The sequence below is a fragment of the Streptomyces sp. NPDC090021 genome (assembly GCF_044748225.1).
GTDB lineage: Bacteria > Actinomycetota > Actinomycetes > Streptomycetales > Streptomycetaceae > Streptomyces.
Genome location: NZ_JBIVFO010000007.1, coordinates 36,596 through 55,512, shown reverse-complemented (window position 1 = coordinate 55,512; position 18,917 = coordinate 36,596). Strand labels below are relative to the sequence as shown.

At 66.9% G+C, this 18,917-nt stretch carries 21 protein-coding genes; 3 read left to right on the top strand and 18 right to left on the bottom strand.

All coding sequences use genetic code 11. The annotated features are described in order from the left end of the window. Positions 1-9: 9 nt before the first annotated feature. From ACIPXC_RS07010 to ACIPXC_RS06975, 8 genes are all read right to left on the bottom strand, one after another. Positions 10-873: an AAA family ATPase gene (locus ACIPXC_RS07010; RefSeq protein WP_401614301.1), complete on the bottom strand. Its 864-nt coding sequence runs from the start codon at positions 871-873 to the stop codon at positions 10-12. After that, complete coding sequence (locus ACIPXC_RS07005) at positions 857-1,267, bottom strand: deoxycytidylate deaminase (protein WP_401614299.1); 411 nt, start codon at positions 1,265-1,267, stop codon at positions 857-859. The genes ACIPXC_RS07010 and ACIPXC_RS07005 overlap by 17 nt, the downstream gene beginning before the upstream one ends. Positions 1,268-1,330: 63 nt before the next feature. Next, positions 1,331-1,768 (bottom strand): hypothetical protein, encoded by a 438-nt coding sequence (locus ACIPXC_RS07000; RefSeq protein ID WP_401614297.1) that lies wholly within the window; start codon positions 1,766-1,768, stop codon positions 1,331-1,333. Next, entirely contained in the window at positions 1,765-1,890 is a 126-nt protein-coding gene (locus tag ACIPXC_RS06995) for a hypothetical protein (RefSeq protein WP_401614295.1), read from the bottom strand. The genes ACIPXC_RS07000 and ACIPXC_RS06995 overlap by 4 nt, the downstream gene beginning before the upstream one ends. A gap of 4 nt (positions 1,891-1,894) precedes the next feature. Further along, positions 1,895-2,380: a hypothetical protein gene (locus tag ACIPXC_RS06990; protein WP_401614293.1), complete on the bottom strand. Its 486-nt coding sequence runs from the start codon at positions 2,378-2,380 to the stop codon at positions 1,895-1,897. A gap of 45 nt (positions 2,381-2,425) precedes the next feature. Beyond that, positions 2,426-3,358 (bottom strand): hypothetical protein, encoded by a 933-nt coding sequence (locus ACIPXC_RS06985; RefSeq protein ID WP_401614291.1) that lies wholly within the window; start codon positions 3,356-3,358, stop codon positions 2,426-2,428. After that, positions 3,355-3,666 (bottom strand): hypothetical protein, encoded by a 312-nt coding sequence (locus tag ACIPXC_RS06980; protein ID WP_401614289.1) that lies wholly within the window; start codon positions 3,664-3,666, stop codon positions 3,355-3,357. Before ACIPXC_RS06980 ends, ACIPXC_RS06985 begins: the two co-directional genes overlap by 4 nt. Positions 3,667-3,915: 249 nt before the next feature. Further along, positions 3,916-4,365, bottom strand: a complete 450-nt coding sequence (locus tag ACIPXC_RS06975; RefSeq protein ID WP_401614287.1) for a hypothetical protein — start codon at positions 4,363-4,365, stop codon at positions 3,916-3,918. Between the two features lie 238 nt (positions 4,366-4,603). On the opposite strand from ACIPXC_RS06975, the gene ACIPXC_RS06970 reads away from it, so the two are divergent. From ACIPXC_RS06970 to ACIPXC_RS06960, 3 genes are all read left to right on the top strand, one after another. Next, complete coding sequence (locus ACIPXC_RS06970; protein ID WP_401614285.1) at positions 4,604-5,515, top strand: hypothetical protein; 912 nt, start codon at positions 4,604-4,606, stop codon at positions 5,513-5,515. Positions 5,516-5,576: 61 nt separating this feature from the next. Further along, positions 5,577-6,251 carry a hypothetical protein gene (locus ACIPXC_RS06965; protein ID WP_401614283.1) on the top strand — a complete coding sequence of 225 codons (675 nt, stop codon included), beginning with the start codon at positions 5,577-5,579 and terminating at the stop codon, positions 6,249-6,251. A 75-nt stretch (positions 6,252-6,326) separates the two neighbouring features. Beyond that, positions 6,327-6,647, top strand: coding sequence for a hypothetical protein (locus tag ACIPXC_RS06960; RefSeq protein ID WP_401614281.1), 321 nt, complete (start codon positions 6,327-6,329; stop codon positions 6,645-6,647). Positions 6,648-6,702: 55 nt separating this feature from the next. Here the strand turns inward: ACIPXC_RS06960 and ACIPXC_RS06955 are convergent, their stop codons facing one another. The 10 genes from ACIPXC_RS06955 to ACIPXC_RS06910 all read right to left on the bottom strand — a co-directional run bounded on the left by ACIPXC_RS06955 (position 6,703) and on the right by ACIPXC_RS06910 (position 18,855). Then, positions 6,703-6,903 (bottom strand): hypothetical protein, encoded by a 201-nt coding sequence (locus tag ACIPXC_RS06955; protein WP_401614279.1) that lies wholly within the window; start codon positions 6,901-6,903, stop codon positions 6,703-6,705. Continuing rightward, positions 6,900-7,742, bottom strand: coding sequence for a CHAP domain-containing protein (locus tag ACIPXC_RS06950; protein ID WP_401614277.1), 843 nt, complete (start codon positions 7,740-7,742; stop codon positions 6,900-6,902). The genes ACIPXC_RS06955 and ACIPXC_RS06950 overlap by 4 nt, the downstream gene beginning before the upstream one ends. 70 nt (positions 7,743-7,812) lie before the next feature. Beyond that, entirely contained in the window at positions 7,813-8,157 is a 345-nt protein-coding gene (locus ACIPXC_RS06945) for a hypothetical protein (RefSeq protein ID WP_401614275.1), read from the bottom strand. Beyond that, positions 8,154-9,464 (bottom strand): tail fiber domain-containing protein, encoded by a 1,311-nt coding sequence (locus ACIPXC_RS06940; protein WP_401614273.1) that lies wholly within the window; start codon positions 9,462-9,464, stop codon positions 8,154-8,156. Before ACIPXC_RS06940 ends, ACIPXC_RS06945 begins: the two co-directional genes overlap by 4 nt. A 13-nt stretch (positions 9,465-9,477) precedes the next feature. Next, on the bottom strand, positions 9,478-11,673 hold the full coding sequence (locus ACIPXC_RS06935) for a hypothetical protein (protein ID WP_401614271.1): 2,196 nt from the start codon (positions 11,671-11,673) through the stop codon (positions 9,478-9,480). Further along, entirely contained in the window at positions 11,673-12,521 is an 849-nt protein-coding gene (locus tag ACIPXC_RS06930; protein ID WP_401614269.1) for a phage tail domain-containing protein, read from the bottom strand. The genes ACIPXC_RS06935 and ACIPXC_RS06930 overlap by 1 nt, the downstream gene beginning before the upstream one ends. Then, positions 12,518-17,296 (bottom strand): hypothetical protein, encoded by a 4,779-nt coding sequence (locus ACIPXC_RS06925; protein ID WP_401614267.1) that lies wholly within the window; start codon positions 17,294-17,296, stop codon positions 12,518-12,520. Before ACIPXC_RS06925 ends, ACIPXC_RS06930 begins: the two co-directional genes overlap by 4 nt. A 4-nt stretch (positions 17,297-17,300) precedes the next feature. After that, complete coding sequence (locus tag ACIPXC_RS06920; RefSeq protein ID WP_401614265.1) at positions 17,301-17,486, bottom strand: hypothetical protein; 186 nt, start codon at positions 17,484-17,486, stop codon at positions 17,301-17,303. A 194-nt stretch (positions 17,487-17,680) separates the two neighbouring features. Continuing rightward, positions 17,681-18,019, bottom strand: coding sequence for a phage tail assembly protein (locus ACIPXC_RS06915; protein WP_401614263.1), 339 nt, complete (start codon positions 18,017-18,019; stop codon positions 17,681-17,683). A gap of 101 nt (positions 18,020-18,120) precedes the next feature. Beyond that, a complete protein-coding gene (locus ACIPXC_RS06910) occupies positions 18,121-18,855 on the bottom strand; it encodes a hypothetical protein (RefSeq protein WP_401614261.1) in 735 nt (244 codons plus the stop codon). Between the last annotated feature and the right edge of the window lie 62 nt (positions 18,856-18,917).

The following is an 18,917-nucleotide window of genomic DNA, read 5'->3' as shown; positions in this document are numbered from 1 at the left end:
ACCTACCTTCTACTTGAGCAGGGCGTCCGTGGGAGACCAGGGCTTCGCGGGGGTTGCCGCCGGCACCAGGCGTTCGAGCTTGGAGAAGCGCGTCACCTCGGGGTGACAGCGCATCGACGCGTACCGCCGGGCCGTGGGGTCGCAGGGGCCCATGCGCTGTTTGATCACGGCGACCCGGTACTCGTGGCTGTTCGGGTCGAGCGCCACGGAGAGGCTCAGCTCCGGCTTCTCGCTCAGCCCGCCCTTGACTTGATCGCGGGAGGGCGGGGCCCACGGGTCGGACTTCGCCTCCCAGCTCTTGTCGCTGGCGTGGTGCAGGACGATCACGGTCGCGCCGGTCGCGCGGGCCAGCTCGGTCAGCCCGCTCATCACGGACATCTGTTCCGTGTAGTCCGACTCGGCGCCGTCGAAGTCCATCAGGTTGTCGAACACCATCACGGCCGGATAGGCGTCCCACAGCTCGACGTAGGCTTCCAGCTCCTCGTCGACCGCCTTCCAGGTGATCGGGCTGCCGAAGCTGAAGGTGATGTTCAGGTGGGCCAGCGCGGCAAGGTACTCCTCGCGGTGACGGCCTCCGGCCGCCATGCCCGCTTCGACCATTTCCGTGGTGTCCCCGGTCTGCATGGACGCGAGCCGCGACGAGGCGGTGAAAGCGCTCATGTCCGCCGAGAAGTACAAGGTCGGAAGGTTCATGGACGCGACCCAGAACAGGGCGAGGCCGCTCTTCTGTGTGCCGCTTCGCCCCGCGATCATGATGACCTCGCCGTGACGCGGTCGGCACCCCATGCCGTACAGGGCGTCGAACGCCTCGATCCTCGGCAGCTCCTTGCCGGATTCGGCGTGCTTCGCGAGAGACCTAGCGGGGGTCAGCACTGGCGGGCTCCTCTCTGTGGACGACGCGGCGGACTCCCGCCGAGCGGATCAGGGTCATGCAAGCCGGGCACGGCTTGCGGGTGACGTAGAGGGTCGAGCCGCGAAGCTCGGCCGGGCTGGCGTGGTGGATGGCGTTGGCCTCGGCGTGGACCGCCGCGCAGTTCGAGTAGTCCGAGTCGCGGGCGCACTCCTCTGTGGTGAGCCGCCCGCGTGGGCAGTTCGCGGCCGTCGAGCAGCCGGGCAGTCCCGCCGGCAGGCCGTTGTATCCGACGCTCAGCACACGGTTCGTTCGGGACAGGAGCACGGCACCGACCTGTGCCCGCGTGCAGTCGGCACGGGTCGCGACGGTCTCGGCGATGCTCATTGCCCAGCAGTCCCAGTCGGGACGGGACACGGGTCCTCCAGACCCGCGAGGCGGGGGCCAGCCGGACGACCGGCCCCCAGCTCCTCGCGTACGTCAGTCGAAGTCGGGGGCGTCGGCGACGGCCGCGTTCACGGCGGCCTCACGCGCCTGCGCGTACTCGATGACGGCCTGGCGGACTGTGGCGTCGTTGACCGGGCGCCAGACCCAGGCGGGGTGGGCTCCCGGCCGCTTCGGCGGGACCTGGTCCAGCTTGACGATCGTGGCGTTGCCGACGACCTTCTCCAGGTCGCGGGCGAGGAGGGTCTGCTCGATCCGCATACCCTTGTTGACCTCGGGGGTGCGGGACGCCAGCGACTCCGGGGTCTTGAAGACCGTCACGTCGCAGAGCGCCGAGTCCTTCGGGCCGTTCGGGGTGGGCCGCTGGGGCTCGTAGGAGTTGACCTCGATCAGGAGCGCGACCGCATCCTTGATTTCGGCAGGCTTGAGCCAGCCGCCGCCAGCGGTCGGGATCTCGACGAAGTTCAGGGTCACTCGGTTTCTCCTTCGGTGGGGAATTCGTGGCTGTAGTAGGGGGTCGGCTCGGAGTAGCGCGGGGCGATGACGGAGCCCAGCGCAGAGACGACCAGGACGAGGGCGAGGCTCACGGCGGGCACGGGGTCACCCGTTCTTGAGGGCCGAGCCGCGGGCCTTGTAGGCGGCCATGACGGCGGGGTCGGCGAACATTGCCTGGTTCGCCGCCCAGAGCTTCTTCAGCTCGTCGATGCTGGGCGCCTTCTCGATCTCGCCGAGAATCCAGGCGGACTTGTTGTCCGTGGTCTCGGACTTCGCGGCCGAGGCAGCCGCCCAGGGGTCGTTTGCCGGGGCCTCGGAGGGGGGCTCGGGGATGATCCGGGCGTCGAGGATGGAGGCGATGTTCCCCTTGCCGTGGGCGAGGCTCGTCGCGTTCACGACGAGGTCGCTCAGCGACAGTCCGGTCACATCTTTACACTCGAAGCCGAAGTAGTCGCAGATCAGCTCGCGGACCTGCACCACGGTGCCACGGAACACAGCCCAGGTGTCTTCGTATGATTTGCCGTATTTGATGGTGACGCCGATCGTGCCGTCCGCATAGGACGTTACGAGTTCCGCCTGATCTGCCTTCACTTCAACTCCCTGTCTCTTGGTACAAACTTAACACCCGTGCCGCAGTTATGCAGCCTTCGTATCTGTGACGCCGCTCACCCACGGGCGGAGTGCGCCCTTCACGCTGCGGGTCGCGCGTACGTCGAGGGCCAGGCGCGCGGCGGCCCACCCGATCTCCAGGTCGGCCCAGTGGAGCGTGCACTCACCCGATCCGGCCGGAAGGCTGATGACGATGCCCCACTTTCGGGACACCCCCTCAAGGGGCGTGTACGCCTGCGCGGCCTCAGCCGCCGGCACCTCGCGCTTCTTCCAGGCGGTGAACGCCTTCCTGTCCGCCGGGTCGACGGGGAAGCGGCTGTAGTCGTAGAACTCGCCGCGCGAGTACACGGCGAGCTGCATCGCCATCTTCAGCGCGTTGTACTCGATGCTGCCCGTCTTCAGGTCGCCGATGAACAGGCCCGAGACGTGGTTGCCGTCAGGGTCCGGGCCCTCGTATTCGAGGAGCCGGTCGAAGGTCCCGCCGGTCCGCAGCTCGGGCACGGCGACGAACCTCTCGACGGCCCTCACCGTGAAGTCGGCCGTCTCCATCAGGTAGGCGCTCATGTCGCGCTGGTCCACCGCGGATGTGCCGGCGGGAAGCGGGCATCCGGCATCGACGTACTCGGAGAGCTTGTGCAGGTGAGTGCCCTTCTCCCTCTTCACATTGGCGCCCGCGATCTCGGCGGCCTGCGCGGCGAGCTGGTTCAGCCGCCTGATGTCCTCCCGCTCGTTCGGATCGAGCTGCCTGACCGCGTCAAGGAGGTCGGGGCGCTTCGCGGCCCCGGCCAGGGTCATGCGGGACTTCCAGTCGGACAGGGCCGTCTTGTCTTCGAGGCAGTCGATGAACGTCGTGGTGCGGGTCAGGGCGACCGGCTTGCCGCCCTGCTTCGGGATGACAAGAGGCCGGTCCCAGCCGTCGCGCGGAACGGTGGGCTCGTGGGTCAAGTCGATGATCTTCAAGCGATGGGCTCCATGTTGTCGTTGTATTCGAACGGATCGCTGGGTGCTGTCGGGACTAGCCAGATACGGACCGACCCGTCATCGAGCAGATCAGGCTCGCACTCCTCCTCGCCAAGCGGTTCCAGGCCGAGGTGATGAACGAGCGCCAGTCCCTTGCGCATGTCCGCCGAGGAGGTGTCAGCTCGAACGACTAGCGCTTGGTCCCAGGTGGCCGCGTCGCCAACCAGCCACATGCCGTCTGGGAGTCCGGCGGAACTGTCAGTGGCGACGAGGGGCGCAGCGCCTTCGATTCGCAGTTCACCGTTCAACGCGCTGGGCCCCCTGTTGCATGTAAAGATTGGACTATCTGATTCCAGTTCTACGTGGGGCCCTGCATGGTTGTCAATCGAACAACCTTCACAACTCCGCCCCCCGGCAGGCATCGAACATACACTCGGATCGCTTGAAGTTCACCCCCTTAGCCGCAGGTCAGGGCCTTGCGCCGCCTCAGGCAAGAGGAAACCCCCCGCCTGTCAGTGGCGGGGGGTAAGGTCGAACGCGGACCGGTTGGGAGGGGGCTAGTCACGTGCCTGGTTGCCGGTCTTCAGCATGGGTTCGCGGATGAGGTCGGTATCGCGCTCCTCGCGCGGGATGTAGAAGAAGCCGTCTTCGGTCTCGGGGTCGTAGTGCACGACGAGGCTGTCCTCTTCGAGGGACTGCTTCCAGCTCGCCAGCTTCTTCATGATCGCCTCGGAGACCGGCTTGCCAGCCCGGAGGCGCCCCTCGGCTCGCAGCATCATGACTGGGTATAGGTGTCTGTGATCCTTCCTGATCTTCCAGGGGATCAGGTCGTCAGCGCGGGTATTCCGCCTGTCGAGGCCGTTCCGCCGGCGGAACGCTGCCCACATGGGGACCGTGGTCGTGATCTCGTACTTCTCCTCGTATGCCTGAACCATCCACTCGTAGGTGCGGCCTTCCTCGAACCAGCGCAGCACCTCTGCCTTGTCCTGGATCTTCGTGGCGGGCATGTCTCCCCTTGTGTGTGGTGGTCATCTCAATCAACCGGGTCAGTACAACCTTCTGCGTTCAAGGTAAAGATTGACCTAACCCGGATGATCATGTCAAGCTGTGACCAGACAACCGGGCGAGACTGCCCAAAATAAACAGGTGACCCCGGCAGCGCGCCAACGCTCCGGGGTCCGGCATCGAGAGTGGTAGCTCCCAATGCGTATCCATCGTACTCGGCATGACCGTGACTTCACGGTGGTGCCTAACAGCATCGCCCAGAACAAGGGGCTGTCGTTCACAGCCCGTGGCCTGCTCGGTTACCTGATCAGCCTGCCCAGCGGCACCAAGGAGAACGTGCGCAAGCTCGCGGACGAGAACCCCAAGGTCGGCCGCAAGGGCATCGAGCACGCGATCGACGAGTTGATCGAGCACAGGTACTACTTCCGCGTCACGACCCGTGACGACGAGGGCCTCATCCGGACGCAGGTCTACGTGTTCGACGAGCCCCAGGACAGCTTCTCTCCGCTTCCCGCCCTGCCGGGAACCGGTGAGCCGGGCGGCGAGGAAGCGGGAACGTCCCCTTCGGGGAAAAGGAACTCCTCAAAGGACGGTGGGAAACTCCCTCCCTTCCCTCCCGCTGACGAGCACCACCCGGCCGCGTCTGCGGCGAGGGAGGGCTCCAGCAAGAAGCAGGACACCCAGGCCCCCCAGCTCACCGAGGCGGCCCGCATCGTGCGCCGCTTCGCCGCGATCGACAGCCGCCTGAACCTCTCCGAGCGGCAGGTCGCCAAGCTCGCCCCCTCGGTCGCCGACTGGCTCGGCCGTGGCGCCACCATCGGCGAGATCACCGACGCCGTGACCCAGGGCCTCCCCTCGAAGGTCTACTCCGCCGCGCGCCTGATCGCCGATCGCCTCGACCGCAAGCGCCCCGAGCCCAAGCGCCAGTGGAAGCAGTACGCCGACTGCCCCGAGGGCTGCGGCAACCTGCTGCCCGCAGGCCAGGAGTCCGGCATCTGCGCCGAGTGCGCCCTCGGCGCCACCACGTACTTCGAGATCGACTGCACCTCCGGCGAGATCAGCGAGGCCCCGGCCGAGTCTGCGCCCGCGCCTGTGATCGACGGCCCTAACGCCGCCTGGCGTGCCGCCCGCGCGGCCATGCGCACCGCCTGACACACCCCTCACCTCCCTCCGCACCACCCTGAAAGGCACACCCATGTCTCAGCCTGCCCGTATGCCCCGGTACGCCTACGTCGTCGGCGGCCTGGTGCTCGCCGTCGCCCTGGCCATGTCCGCCCCGGGCGAGTACCAGCTCGCCCGCACCGCCGGATGGAACGAGTGGGTCGCCGCCGGTATGCCGGTCTGCATGAGCGTCTACGCCGTCGTCGCGGTCTGGTTCACCGAGAGCCGCGCCAAGGGCGAGAAGGGCCGAGGAAGCGCCATCGCGGGAGCCATCGGCGCCCTGGGCATGACCCTCGCCGGTCAGGTCGTCGCGCACTGGATCTCCGCTGGATACATGGCCTCGTCGAAGGAGCTGGTCGCCGCCGTCTCCGCCGTCCCCGCGATCGTCGCCGGACACGTCGCTCACATGGTGATCCGAGCCGTCAAGCAGGTGCCGGCGGAAGCCGCGCTGGTCGCCGATGACCAGGAGCGCGACGAGCCCCAGGGCCAGGATGCCGAGCCCGTTCAGACGACCCTCGACGGCGAGGAGCTGCCGGTCGACGAGGTGGCCAAGGCCCGCAACCGGCGCCGTCCCGGCCGCCCGGCCCCCAGCCTCGAAGAGATCAAGGAAGCCGCGAAGTCTCTGGTCGAGAAGGGGGAGGAGATCACCGGCCCGAACCTGGCAAAGGCCATGGGCCGTGAGCGCCGCACCGGCAGCCGCTATCTCGCCCGCCTCAACGCTTCCTGACCCGATCACGAGCCGCAGCCCCCAGGAGTGAGGGACAATACGACCAGACGTGCCTCACTCCTGGGAAGCGGAGGAATGGACCTAACGATCACCGTGCGTGTCTGCGACAAGTGCAAGCGGCAGGACCGGCCTGCCAAGAGGTACACCCTGACCCCGGATGAGGGCAGGCCGATACAGCGCGACTTGTGCGACGAGGACGCCGCTCCCGTACTCGACCTCTTCGACCTGGAGGCCGAGAAGCCCCAGCCTGCCTCCGAGGCCAAGCCGCCGGCACAGCGGAAGGCCACCGGCAAGAAGGCAACCGCGAAGAAGGCGACGACCAGGCGGGGCCGGACGCCGGTCAAGACCCTCGCGGAGATCGAGGCAGAGAAGGCGGCCAGGGCCAAGGAATCCTGAGACGACGAAAGGCGCCCCCCTGCCGACCCGAGAGGGCCAGGAGGGGGGCGCAGTGCTACTCGGCGTCGGGTCCGTCGACCAGACCCAGGGAAGTCGCGATCTGGACGATGAGAGCGACCTCGGGCTTGTCGGCGTAGACGATGGCGGCGACGCTCACCAGCACGCCGAGGGCCGCGAAGACGGCCCCGAAGCGCGAGCGGTAGCGGACGGGGAGGGCGGACAGGAAGGCCGTGACGGGCTTGCGGTGCTTACTCATCGGCGGCCCGCCTGCTTCTGGAGCGCGACGAAGCCCTTGGGCCCGATCCGCGGATCGTGCAGGCCGCTGCGGTACGCCGGGTTGCGGTCGTGGAACCTCGCGACCGCTCGCTGAGTCTCCGGACCGTAGAAGTCGGTGACCGCGCCCGCGATCGGGCCGTACCCGGCCTTGATGAGGAGCTGCTGAAGTTCGCGCACCTGCTTGTGCTTGGCGCCCGGCTTGACCGCCGCGTTCAGAGCGACGATCGTCGAGGCGGGCTTCGGGGCAGGCTTGGGTGCCGGCGGCTTCGGCTTCTCGACCGCAGGCTTCGGCGCCTTCCCCTTCCACGCCGGGTCGGCTGACTTGATCCCCTCGGCGAAGGCCGGGTAGCCGTACCCGTACACGTAGGAATCCTTGCGGCGGTGCTTCTTCAGGTAGACGCCATCGCCCTCGGGACTTCCGCCCGCGTTGGTGTTGCCTTCGACCGTGTAGACGTACCCGTCCGGGTCGTCGTCGTAGTCGTAGACGAGGCCAGTGTGCGTCCCGCCGTTCGCGCCGAAGAAGACCTGGGCACCGATTGCGGGATAGGCGCTGAACTGTCCCCGCTGCTTGAACCAGGACACCGCCGTCAGGCACCCGGCCGTCTTCGGGTAGAGGCCCGCGAGTCCCGCCTCGGCCGCGCACCAGGCCACGAACGCCGCGCACCACGGCCAGCCGTAGCCGCTCTCGCCGTAGCCGGGGATCTTCCCGAACCAGCGGTTGTACTTGGAGTCGTTGACCCAGTGGCCACCCGACCGCTTCTCCTGGGTGCCGACCTCGGCCTTTGCGATGCCGACGATCTTGCTTACCTGACTGGTCACGTGAGCCCCTCCTTCGGGACATGCGAAAGGCCCCGTCCGCTCGGGACAGGGCCTTCAGGGGGTGGATGTCTCAGGTGGAGACAGAAGAGATGTGGGAGTCGAGACGCTCGGAGACGGCCAAGCGCTCGGCGCGCTCGTGGGACAGCTCGGAGCGCAGTTCGCGGATGTCCCGGCTGTGCTCGGCCTGTCCTTCGAGGACGAGGTCAAGTCCCGAGATCACGCGGTCGAGGTCGTCTCGAAGGTTGCTGGTGTGATCGTTGGAGACTTGATCGCGGGCCTCCTGCGCGTGCTCGCGCACTTCGGCGAGGGCTGTCCCCTGGCGGCGAACCAGCTCGACGAGGACGCCCATGAAGGCCGCGGTGACCACTCCGCCGGCGGAGACGAGTGCGACCTGCACATTGGGGTCGAGGGTCATCGGGACATGTCCCTTACGAGCTGCTCCAGGCGCTCGATGCGCTCGGCCTGGTCCTGCACGACGCTCAGAAGGGCCACGCCCAGGAGGTCATAGCGGAGGGCGTCGATGCGTCCCTCCTCGTCGTAGGTGACGATCTCGGGGAGTGTCTCGGCGACCTCCTCGGCGATCAGGCCGAACTCGTCCCGGAGGTAGTCGCTGCCCTCCTCCTTCGGGCGCCGGTCGTAGACGCGGGGACGCAGGGACAGAACTGCGTCGGGGTCGATGTCGATGTCCCGGATGTTCTGCTTGAAGCGGCGCGAGCTGGTGTTGCGGGCGAAAGTGCCGTCGCCCTGCACCCACACCGCGTAGTACGTCCCGGAGCCACTGACGCTGTCCGCATGGACACGCTTCGTGCCGTTCGACCAGGCGATCGTGTCCCCGGGCTCAAGGTACTGGGAGTGGTAGTGCGTGCTGGGCGGGAACGTCGTCGGCTTCGAGGTGATGCTCGACCACGCGTGGGAGTGAGTTGAGGGCGGGTAGGAGGAAGGTGTCCCCGTGATGCTGGACCAGGCGTGTCCGTGCGTGCTGGGCGGGTAGCTCGTGGGCTTGCCCGTGACCTGTCCCCAGTCGTGCGTGTGTGAGGCCGGAGGCAGGGACGAGGGGGCGTCGGTGATGTCCGCCCACTTGTGGCTGTGCGTGGACGGCGGGAAGGTGGCGGGCTTGCCGGACAGGTTTGCCCAGTCCACATTCGAGATGAGCGGGACGTAGGCCGTCTCGTTCCAGTACTCCCATCGGTTGCTGTCGGCGTTGTAGCCGAGGAGGCCGAAGCGGGGATTCGTCGGGCGGGTGTTGGTGTTCCACACGCCGACGCGGTGGCCGGTGAAGGTGCGGATGCGGGCGATGTCCCCGGACGTGATCGAGGTGGCGTTTGCGCCAACTGTGACGGACGCGAGGGCGATCTCGAAGATGCCGGTGTCCGTCTGGGTCAGGTTCGGCGGAGTCGTCGAGCCCGCCGTGCCCTGCTTCACCGCCAGGACGATGCTGTTCAGGGACGGGTCGAGGCGCAAAACGACCCGGTCGACGCGGACGGAGGTGTTCGCGGCCGGGATCGTCACGGCCTCGGTCGCGGTGGACTGCACCATGAAGCCCCGCAGGAAGGCCAGGCCCGACGAGACGTTGACGCTCATGCCGGTGCCGGCGGTGACGTAGAAGCCCGACGACGAGCCGAAGCTCGCCACGATGCCCGAGTCCTGGAACTCGCGGAACATCTGGCTGTACTGGGTCTCCGTGACGACCTGGGCATCGAAGGGGTAGGAGGTGATTGCCAAGAGAGGGGACTCCTTAAAGGGCCGCGCCCGCGTCCTCGATCGCCAGTTGCGACATCCCGCTCGGCAGGTAGCGCACCATGCCGTACGTCGCGGCGGCCCTGCGGGTGTTGAGCGTGACGCCGACCGTGATCGGTCCGGCCGGGGGGTTGTTGATGAAGCAGTCGATGTTCAGACCGGTCGACGTGCTTGAGTCGTCGTCGTAGACCGTGCTGTAGAAGTCGGCGGCAAGCGTGCTCGACGGGGTCACGGTGGTGCCGGTGGCCCACCGAATGCAGGTGAAGGCGCTCTGCTTCGCGTAACGGATACTCGCGTTGGCATTGTCGCCCGCGCCGTCCGTGTCCACGGAGGCGACCCGGAGCGTGACCTTGTAGCACCGGCCCGCCTCAGCCGTGAACTGCTGTGTGTAGACCATCGTCGCCGTATCGCCGACGTACGCGCTCGTGCCGAGGGTCTGGAGGGCCTTGACCCCCCGTGCGGTCTCATTGGCGTACGAGAGCTGACGCCAGGCGGACCAACCCGACTCCGGGCTTCCGTGCCTCTGCCACTCCTGATGGGCTTCGGAGCTGGCACCGAGTCGGGTCCACCGCTGCGTAACGTAGCCGGTGCTCGTCGCCGTGGTCAGGATGTAGCCCCACATGGGCGCGAATCCCCAACCGCCGTTGACTGAAGCGGCGGAGTTGACGTAGAGGCGTGACTCGCCATACGGGTAGGCCGTGGGGGCTGTGGACTGCGTGAAGTCCGCTGAGTCGATGATCTGTACGTAGCCGAGGTGCCGCCAGGGTGCCCAACCTGTGCTGCGGTTGCCGCCGCGAACCCAGTCCTCACGGTTGGTGCTCGCGGCGTGGACGCGGCTCCACGTCTGGAAGGCGTCGCCGTTCTCGTGCCTACGGGTCATAAGGAAGCCGTACTTGCCGCCGAAGTCCCAGCCACCGGCCGTAGCCTCGGCCGCGGTGAGGTACGAGATGGACGCGCCCTCCGGGTAGGCGTCCGTGGGGCTGGCCTGGGTGATGGTGATCGCCGGCAGTTCGCGAGGGCCTGCGGGCATCGCTTCGGCCGTGCGCTCCAGCGAGGAGACCCGGGATTCCAGACCCTTCACGGCTTTCGCCTCGGCCGCCGCAGCGTCGAGCGGGGTCGGGTCACCCAGGATGGCGCCAAGCCGGTAGCCGTCCGAGTCGACCTTCAGGACCATGCCGGTGACCACGGCCGCCATCTCGGCGTTGCCCACGATCACGGAGACCCTGTCTCCGAGGAACCAGTCGCGGCCGAAGTCGAGGGCGCTGTCCTCCATGGGGACGGCCTGCGCCGCCCTGACCGTAGTGCCGCCGTCCGCGAGAGCCTCCGTGCCCTTCTGCGTCAGCTCGGCCGTGTCGGTCGAAGAGCGCTCGTCGATGAAGTTCTCGATCCGCCGGCCCCAGTCGGCCTCGGCCGCGAGCGAGTCGGCGTTGTCGACACCGACGAACAGCCGGTTCGAACCGTCCCCGTCGCCGCCCACGATGACCCGCGTCTTCTGTGGGGTGGACACTGCCACCCGCTGACCGGCGAGCGTGTTGTTCACGACGCCGAGCCGGGCCTCCTTCGTCCGGTCGGCGACCGCGTACGTCTCGAAGACCAGGTTCGCCCCCCGCTGCACGACGCGGAAGCCGAGCCCGGCAGGATCAGCCAGCTCCTTGCACAGCTCTCCGAGCTGCTGGAAGCGCGCGGCCTTCGAGACGCTCGCGCCCCGCGCGCCGTTGGTACCCATGATGAGCCCGGCCCGGCGACGGTTGGCCGGGGCGCTCGGGCCGCAGTTCGCGTTGACGTACGCGTGCATGAGCGTCTCGGCCGCGCCGGTGCGCTCGTCGTAGGCGAAGTTCTGCGAGTTGGCGTTGCCGTTGGCCGGGTCGGGCCAGGCGAGCATGTCCGACAAGATGATCGTGTCGTCCACGCCCTCGACGGTTAGCGTGCCAAGGGGATCGGTCGCCGTGACGGCCGTCTCCGTCTTCGTCACCGGCCCGGAGAACAGCACGTCGCTTGGGCCGGTCACGATGATGCCCGCGCCGGGCGTCGACAGGACGGCGGCGAGCGGGTGCTCGGCGTTGATCTGGAGCTTCCACGTGCCGACGTTGTTGTGGATGTCCTCGGCATCCATGGTCAAGAGATCCGCGGGGATGGCCCCGACGCGAGTCAGCGTCTTGTCGCGCACCTCGACGAGGAGATCGTCTTGCCTCACTAGATCACCACCCACTTGCGAGGACGCCACGAGACGACGATCTTCGAGGCGGCCGTCGTGTTCAGGAGCGAGACGGAGACCGTCGAAGTGCCGGGCGGGACGGCCCAAAAGCTCGGGGCCGGGGCGAGGTAGCGGTACACGTTCGTCTGCGCGCCGTCGCGCACGACGCCAGTCCCCATGTCCACGTTGATGCTGCCCATGGACGTGATCGCCCCTGTGTAGTGCAACGTCTGTCCCTTCGGGCCGATCGCCTTGAAGTTGTCGCCCGGCCCGAACACCTGGAAGGTGGGGTAGGCGGGCACGTCGCCCTCGTTGGAGAGCTGCACGGAGCCGATCGCCTGGGACGAGGCGAGCGGCATGGACGACATGGACGACAGGAAGGCGCCGGCTGTGGCCCCGCCGATCGTGACCGTCTGCGGTGACTCGGCGAGGAAGTAGGGGGACGGCGCCCGCAGGGTGATGACGGTCTGCACGTCCCGCGTTCCGGCGCCTGCGTCCATCTCCCCGCCACCGATCCATGCGACCGGCGTCGACCAGCGTCCGCCCTCGCTGTCGATGTACGTCAGGGTCAGGCCGCTCTCATCTGCCAGCACCCGCGCGAGACGAGTCACCAGTTCAGACAGGTGCGCCCTGTCCCTCCCCACGATGTCGAGGGGGATGTCGATGTCGCGGGGCAGAACGCGCCGCCCGCGATAGGCGGCGCCGTCCCCCGCTCCTTCGAGCCACTGAACGGAGAGCTGGGGGAGGCCCAGGCCGGTAGCCCCGGCAAGGGCCTGGAACCCCACCCCTTCCATCTCGAACCCGTCCAGGCTGAGCCTGTCCGAGGCGCTGCTCAGTTCGAGCTTCACCAGCCGACCATCCTTGCCCGCGAGGCAGCCGCGAACAGCTCCTCCTCGGACGAGAGGGAGCTTCCGGAACCCGCGTAGTAGTTGAGAACCTTCGTCACGGCCTGGCCGGACCCGGCAGCCGTCAGGCCGCCAGAGACAGCGGCCGTGACCTCGCGGGACGCCCCCGAGGTGGCGCTCGATGCGAGCGCGTTCGCCGCGCGCTCGACCCGCCCGCGCTCGTCCTCGACACCGAGGCCGAAGCCCTCGCCGACGAACGAGCCGAGCTTGCGGAACAGCCTCGAAGGGCTGTGGATGTCCAGCGCCTTCTTGATCGCCTTCACCATGGCGTCGGCGATCTTGAGCATCTGCTTCTCGATGCTGGACTGCTGCGCCTCCAGGCCCTTGACGAGGCCCTCGGCCGCCCGGACCCCCGCGTCGTACATGTAGTGCGAAGCGGTCGATCCGGCCTGCGTGGCGTACTTCTGCAACTCCTTCTGCAAGTCGTTGATCTCGGACACACCGGATGCGCCCGCGTTGGCGATGGCCTCGGCTGCGGCGAGCCCGGCCTCCGGTCCGGCCATGGCGATCTGGTCGAACGAGGTCTGGTTGAGCCCGAGCTTCTTGAGCTTCGCGAGGACGGCCGCAAAACGCTTAGCCTGTTCGACCGCGTTCTTGAGGGAGTCCGTGACCGTCTCGAAGGTCGCGTCCTTGACCTTGGTCACGTCGCCCGTGTCGAGCACCCGGTCCGCGACCCGCGCGGCGTAGTCGGACATCTGCTCGCGGAGCTTGTCGAGCTTGGCCTGAGCGGCTTCGAGCTTCTTCGCCCCGGCCTCCCAGGCGGAGGCCAGCTTGAGGAGCTGGGCCCGGTCCCGGTTGATCCGGTCCTTGAGGCCCTTCGAAGCGTTCTTCGGAATCCGCGCCGTCAGCTCGTTGAGCGACTTCTTGACGGCGTCGTACTGGGACTCCAGGCCCTTGATGAGGCCCTGGATGATCAGTCGACCGGCGTCGTAGAGGAGGATCGCGTCCTTGGGCGCCGGGCCCTTCCAGTCGGCGATCTTGCTCGTCAGGTCGCCGAGCGTGCTCTTGACGGACCCGATCATCGACTTCAGTCCGTCGATCAGACCGGTGATGATCTTCCTGCCGGCGTCGAGGAGCAGGCTCTTCGCGTCGGAGAAGATCTCCTTGACGTTCTTCGGGATGTCCCTGACGAACTTGACGCAGTCGTCGATCTTCTCGGAGAAGACCTTCTTGACCGCTTCCCAGGCGGTACCCGCCTCGGACCTGATCGTCCTCCAGCAATCACCGAAGAACTTGATGATCTCCCGAAGTGCGGCGCCCGGAGCGTTCCGCAGGTTCGTCATGAACGTCGAGAAGTTCGCCTTCAGCGAGTTCCAGAGCCCGATCGCGAACGTCTTGATACTGTTCCAGGAGTTGTCCCAGAGGCTCTTGATTCCGGTCAGGATCTTCTTTCCGACGCCGAGAATTCCGACATTCAGGAAGATCATGAAGGCGCCCTTGATGACGTCCCACAGACCGGACAGGAACGTCTTGATGCCGTTCCAGATCTGCTTGAGGCCGTCCTCGAACATGCTCCAGTCACCCGTGAGGGTGCCGACGAAGATGCCGACGACCATCTTGAAATAGCCGACGATCATGTCCCAGACGCCCTTGAAGACGTTCCAGAGACCGGTGAACACATCGGCCACGCCGTTGATGGCGGCGACTAGGGAATCAAGCAGGAGCCCGGCTATGAACTCGATCGCTGGCGCCAGGATCGGCATCAGGAAGTTCACGACCTGAAGCAGGGCGTTCAAGAACGGCTGGACCGCCGTCATGACTGCGGAAAACGCTTCCGAAATCTTGGGCAGGTATTCGGCGGCGAGCGACTGGACTACCGGGATGAGCGGCAGAATCGCGGCCGTCAAGATCTGCATCAGGATTTCGATAATCGGCTGAAGTGCAGCCGACATCGCGGACAGCGTCTCGACGATGAGCGGAATGATCGGCTGGAGGCCAGCGACCAGGGCCTCGATCAGCGGAACGAGCGCCGTGACGACGGCCATGATCAGCGGGGCCAGCGCGGCTACGACGCCGCCCAGGGCCTCGCCGAGGAGGGCGATCAGCGGCTCGATCGCCGGCACCAGCATGACGAACGCCTCGGACAGAGGCGTCAGAACGGCGGCGACCAGCGGGCCGAGCATCGTCAGGAACGAGCTGACCAGCGTGAGGATCGCGCCGAACGCCGTGCCGAGCGGGGCCAGGGCGGGAACCAGGGCGGTCACCGCAGCCTGTATGCCGTCGAAGAGGGCGTAGACGCCCGCGAACACCTCGGGCTGGTTAAGGGCCGCAGCGATGCCGCCCAGCGCCGTGCCGATGATCGTGCCGACCTGCGGCATGACTTGCGTGATGAGCCCGACGAACTGACCGAAGAACGCCTGGACTTCGGCGCCACCTGCGGACGCCATGTTGGACATCGCGTCGTGCGCGGCGGTGAACAGTCCGACGAGCTTGGCCTGTACGCCACTGCTGTCGACGGCTTCGTGGACTCCGGCGAGGGTGTCCCGGATCATCCCGAGCGTGGAGCCGCCAGCCTCGGTGGCCGCGCGGGAGATGCCGGCGAAGATTCCGCCGGTCTCCATGAGGATGCCGCCGAGATCCTTCAGGGCCGTGATGCCGTCGTTGATCTCCTTGCGGAGGCCAGACTCGCCCTTCTTCTCCAGCCAGGCGTTCGCCTTCTCGGAGACGTTGACGAACCACTGGGCGAGCTGGGGGAGGTATCCGGCGCCGACCTCACCGAGGATCTTGATCATGTTCGCCCAGGTGGACGTGCCGCCCGTGGCGATCTCGATCGACTTCGAGAGGTCGTCGAACATGCCGCCCAGCGCGGGGGCGACTGTGCTCTTGATGGCGGTGGCGAAGCCGCCGAAGAACCCGCCGAGCTGCGTCGCGGTCTTCCCGAAACCGGCCGTCAGCTCGGGTATCAAGCTGTCGATCAGCTTCCGGATCGGCGTCTCGGCCTTGGCCCAGAAGTTCTCGCTGATCAGGTTTTGCAGCTCAGACAGCTTGCCCTTGACCTCGGGAAGGACCTTGTTGAAGTCCTTGAAGGCGGCGACCGTGACGCCGAGGCCGATCGCCATTCCGCCGAGAATTCCCGGCAGCGCAAGGGAGGTTGCGCCGATCTGGGCCAGCGATGCCGATAGCGTGAACAGGTTGGAGGCCGCCGAGATACCCCATGCCGACAGGCCCGCAATCGCGGTCGCCAGGGTGCCGATGATCGGCGCCGACCGGTCGAGGTTCTTGATCGAGTTGCCGAGGCGCTCGAACATGTCGCCCAGGACGCGGGCGCCCGACAGGGCTTGCAGCATGGCCGTGGCCGTCGCGGCGGCCGAGAGCTTGACGCGGGGGATCAACTCGACGACCCGGTCCCGAGAGAGGGCCGCGAGGTGGGCGATCGAGGCCATGATGCCGGCGCGGGAGACTTCGGGCTCGATCGTCGACCGCAGCTTCTCGATCTTGTCCTGAAGCTCTTCGACCTCGCGCTCGACCTTGCGCTTCTCCATGGCGTCCAGCTCGGGCGTGATCTTCGCCTTCAGCTCCCGCATCTGCTCGAAGGAGGCTTCGAGCTGCCGCTTCGTCTGGGCGACCATCTCCTTGTCGAGCTTCGGCCGGACCTTGATCCCGTCCATCTGAGCCTGGATCTCGTCGCGCGCCTTCTGGGCGGCCTCGCGATCCGCGGTGACCTTGGCCTGTATCTCGGCGTCGAGGATGGCCTTCATCTGGGCCTGGGCAGTCACGAGGGACCGGCGGTCCATCTTGACCTTGATCTCTTCCCGGCCGAGATCGGCGAGCTGGTCCTCGATCTGCTTCAGTGCGCTCTCGACCGACGACATGGACTTCTTGTCGACCGTCAGGTCAAGGGTCAGGTGCTTTTCGAGGCGCTTCCGGGCCTTCAGGAGAGACGCCTCGTCCATCTTGACCGAGAGGTCGATCTCCTTGAACTTCTCCAGCTCGGCGTCGATCTTCGCGATGGCGGCCTTGACGGAGTTCGTCGAGCGGGGGTTGAAGCCGATCTCCAGGCGGAGGAGCTTTTCGAGCCGCTCCTTCTCTGCTTCGAGCGATGCCTCGTCGAGCTTGACCTTGACGTTCACGGCCCGGAGGTCGGACAGCTCGCGGTCGATCTGGGCGATGGCCGACTTCACGGAGGACTGGGAGTCCTTGTCGACGCGCAGGTTGATGTGCGCGATCTCGCCGAGCCGCTCTTCGAACATGTCCACGGCCGCGTTCAGCGAGTCCGTGTTGATGTCGATGTCGATGTCGGTCTGGGCGAGTTCGTCGAGCGCTGCGCGAACCTTGCCGATCGCCTTGGAGACCGACGCCTGTGAGTCGAGGTTGACCCCGAGGCTAAGGTCCGACAGCTCCTCGTCGGCGCCCTGGCGGACGCGACGGGCCTCCTGGATCATCTGCTGACCGGAGGCCCGGAAGGTGATGCGCTGCTGGTTCGCCCGCTGCTGGTACGCCTGGGCGGCCTTCTTGACCTCCGACGACATGCCGGTCAGGTCGAGCTTGGTGAAGAAACGTATCTTCCGGGAGTCGGTCGACTTGTTGTCCCGGTTGATGTCGCGTACGGCTTCGAGGACATCCTTGCGGGCGCCGGCAGCGTCGGCCTTCGTCCGGACCGTGATCGCGAGGTCGTTCTCGATCTTTTCGAGCTTCGTCTTCAGGTCTTGCTTGAAACCGGCGGTGTCCGGCATGACCTTGACTGCGATACGACCGACGATATTCGGTTCGGACGCCACGGGCTTACCTCCGCTGGAAGTGCTTGTAAATCTCCGCGACGGTCCGCGGCTTCTTGGCCTTGTCCTTCTTCTTTTCGGCCTTGGTCGCCTTCGGCCTCGGGTAGGCAGGGATCTTCGGAGCCTTGCCCTTGCCCCACTGGCCGGTCGCTCTAGTGTTCTGGTTCACGGCGTCGTACAGGTCGGCAGACAAATGCCGATCCTGACCCCAGCCGAAATGCTCACGTCCGCCCGATGCCAATGCGACCGTGAGGGAGGTATCGGGAAGCCTCTGCACAAGCAGAAGGACGAGTGCAGGGGAGGGCCCCCGGCCCTCGATTACCTCGACGAGATCGACGCCGAAGTGAAAGAGGAGATCCGGATAGAGGCCCTCCGCGTATTCGTCGATCAGCCCTGCGAGGCCGAGGCTTCCCCCACCTGAGTGCTCTCGCCGTAGTGGCCGAAGATCTCCGCGAGGATCGCGAGGTCCTCACTCACCTCGTCAAGGAGCTTCTCGGCGGCCTTCTCCGACTCGGCGACGGTGCGGATGGCCTGGGCGAGAAGGTCGGCCTGGTCGTTGTCCTCGTTGCCCATCTCCTCCTGGAGCGCGAGGAGCGCCTTGCGGCGGGCGGCCGACAGGCGCAGGGGGTTGAGGAGACGGACAACGTCCTCGCCGAAGGTGATGTCGGTCGAGCCGTACTTGCGCTCAGCGGCGGCGCGGATGGAGTCGAGGGAGAAAGAAGCCATGGGGTTGCGGACCTCCAGAGAGAAGAACAGGGAAGGGGCTGCGGACCGAAGAGGGGGAGATCCGGCGCGGGTGGGTCCGCACACACCCGCGCCGGAAGTGATCAGGTCGTGGCGACCCAGGCCGAGCCGTCCCACTTGGCCTTCGAGCCGTCGCCGAGCACGACGTGCTGACCGGTGGTCCACGCGCTCGTCGGGGTGGCGATGACACCTGCCAGACCGGCGAGGTTCGCCGGGGCGGCGGCGCCCTCGGGGCTGAAGGCGCCGGGAGTGCCGGCGGATGCGCCGGTCGCGAGGGTGCCGCCGAGCGGTGTGATCGCGTACGTCCAGACGTTCGAGCCGTAGGCCATCGGCTTCACGCCGAGCGGCAGGCCCGCGAGGGACTCCGTGTCCGAGATCGCCATGTCGTCCGCACGGTAGATTTCGGCGCGGGGGGCGTAGAAAGCGAAGTGGTTGTCCCCGTCGATGAATACCGCGAGGAAGGCCGCCTGCGTCGGCTCAGGCTCGGTGGGAACACCGACCGAACCGTCCGGCAGAATCGGCGCGTTGGCGCCGAAGTACAGCTTCAGGGCGGCCGTGTCGAACTGCTGGAGCGTGAAAGTCATGGTCTCGGTCCTCGCGCTGTACTTCGTGCGCAGGGACTTGTTCTGAAGCGATCCGATGGTGGTCGCCTCGCCACCCTCGGACGTAATGCCGAAGATGTCTTCCAGGCTGGTGTGGCCGACGTTCTGCCACGGACTGACCGGGGTCAGGAGATCCGCCGGCATCGCCGTTCCGGTGGGCGCCGTCAGGTAGTTACCGGACCCAACGACAAGGGTTGCGTCGTCATTGATCGCCAAGGGGCTGCATCCTTACTCGCGCACGCAAAAGGCCCGCACCCCCGAAGGGGCCGGGCCTGCGT

Excerpts from the sequence above, each read along its gene's own strand:
- ACIPXC_RS06975 (WP_401614287.1), bottom strand. The coding sequence starts at position 4,365 with ATGCCCGCCACGAAGATCCAGGACAAGGCAGAGGTGCTGCGCTGGTTC.
- ACIPXC_RS06965 (WP_401614283.1), top strand. The coding sequence starts at position 5,577 with ATGCCCCGGTACGCCTACGTCGTCGGCGGCCTGGTGCTCGCCGTCGCC.
- ACIPXC_RS06960 (WP_401614281.1), top strand. The coding sequence starts at position 6,327 with ATGGACCTAACGATCACCGTGCGTGTCTGCGACAAGTGCAAGCGGCAG.
- ACIPXC_RS06955 (WP_401614279.1), bottom strand. The coding sequence starts at position 6,903 with ATGAGTAAGCACCGCAAGCCCGTCACGGCCTTCCTGTCCGCCCTCCCC.
- ACIPXC_RS06945 (WP_401614275.1), bottom strand. The coding sequence starts at position 8,157 with ATGACCCTCGACCCCAATGTGCAGGTCGCACTCGTCTCCGCCGGCGGA.
- ACIPXC_RS06915 (WP_401614263.1), bottom strand. The coding sequence starts at position 18,019 with ATGGCTTCTTTCTCCCTCGACTCCATCCGCGCCGCCGCTGAGCGCAAG.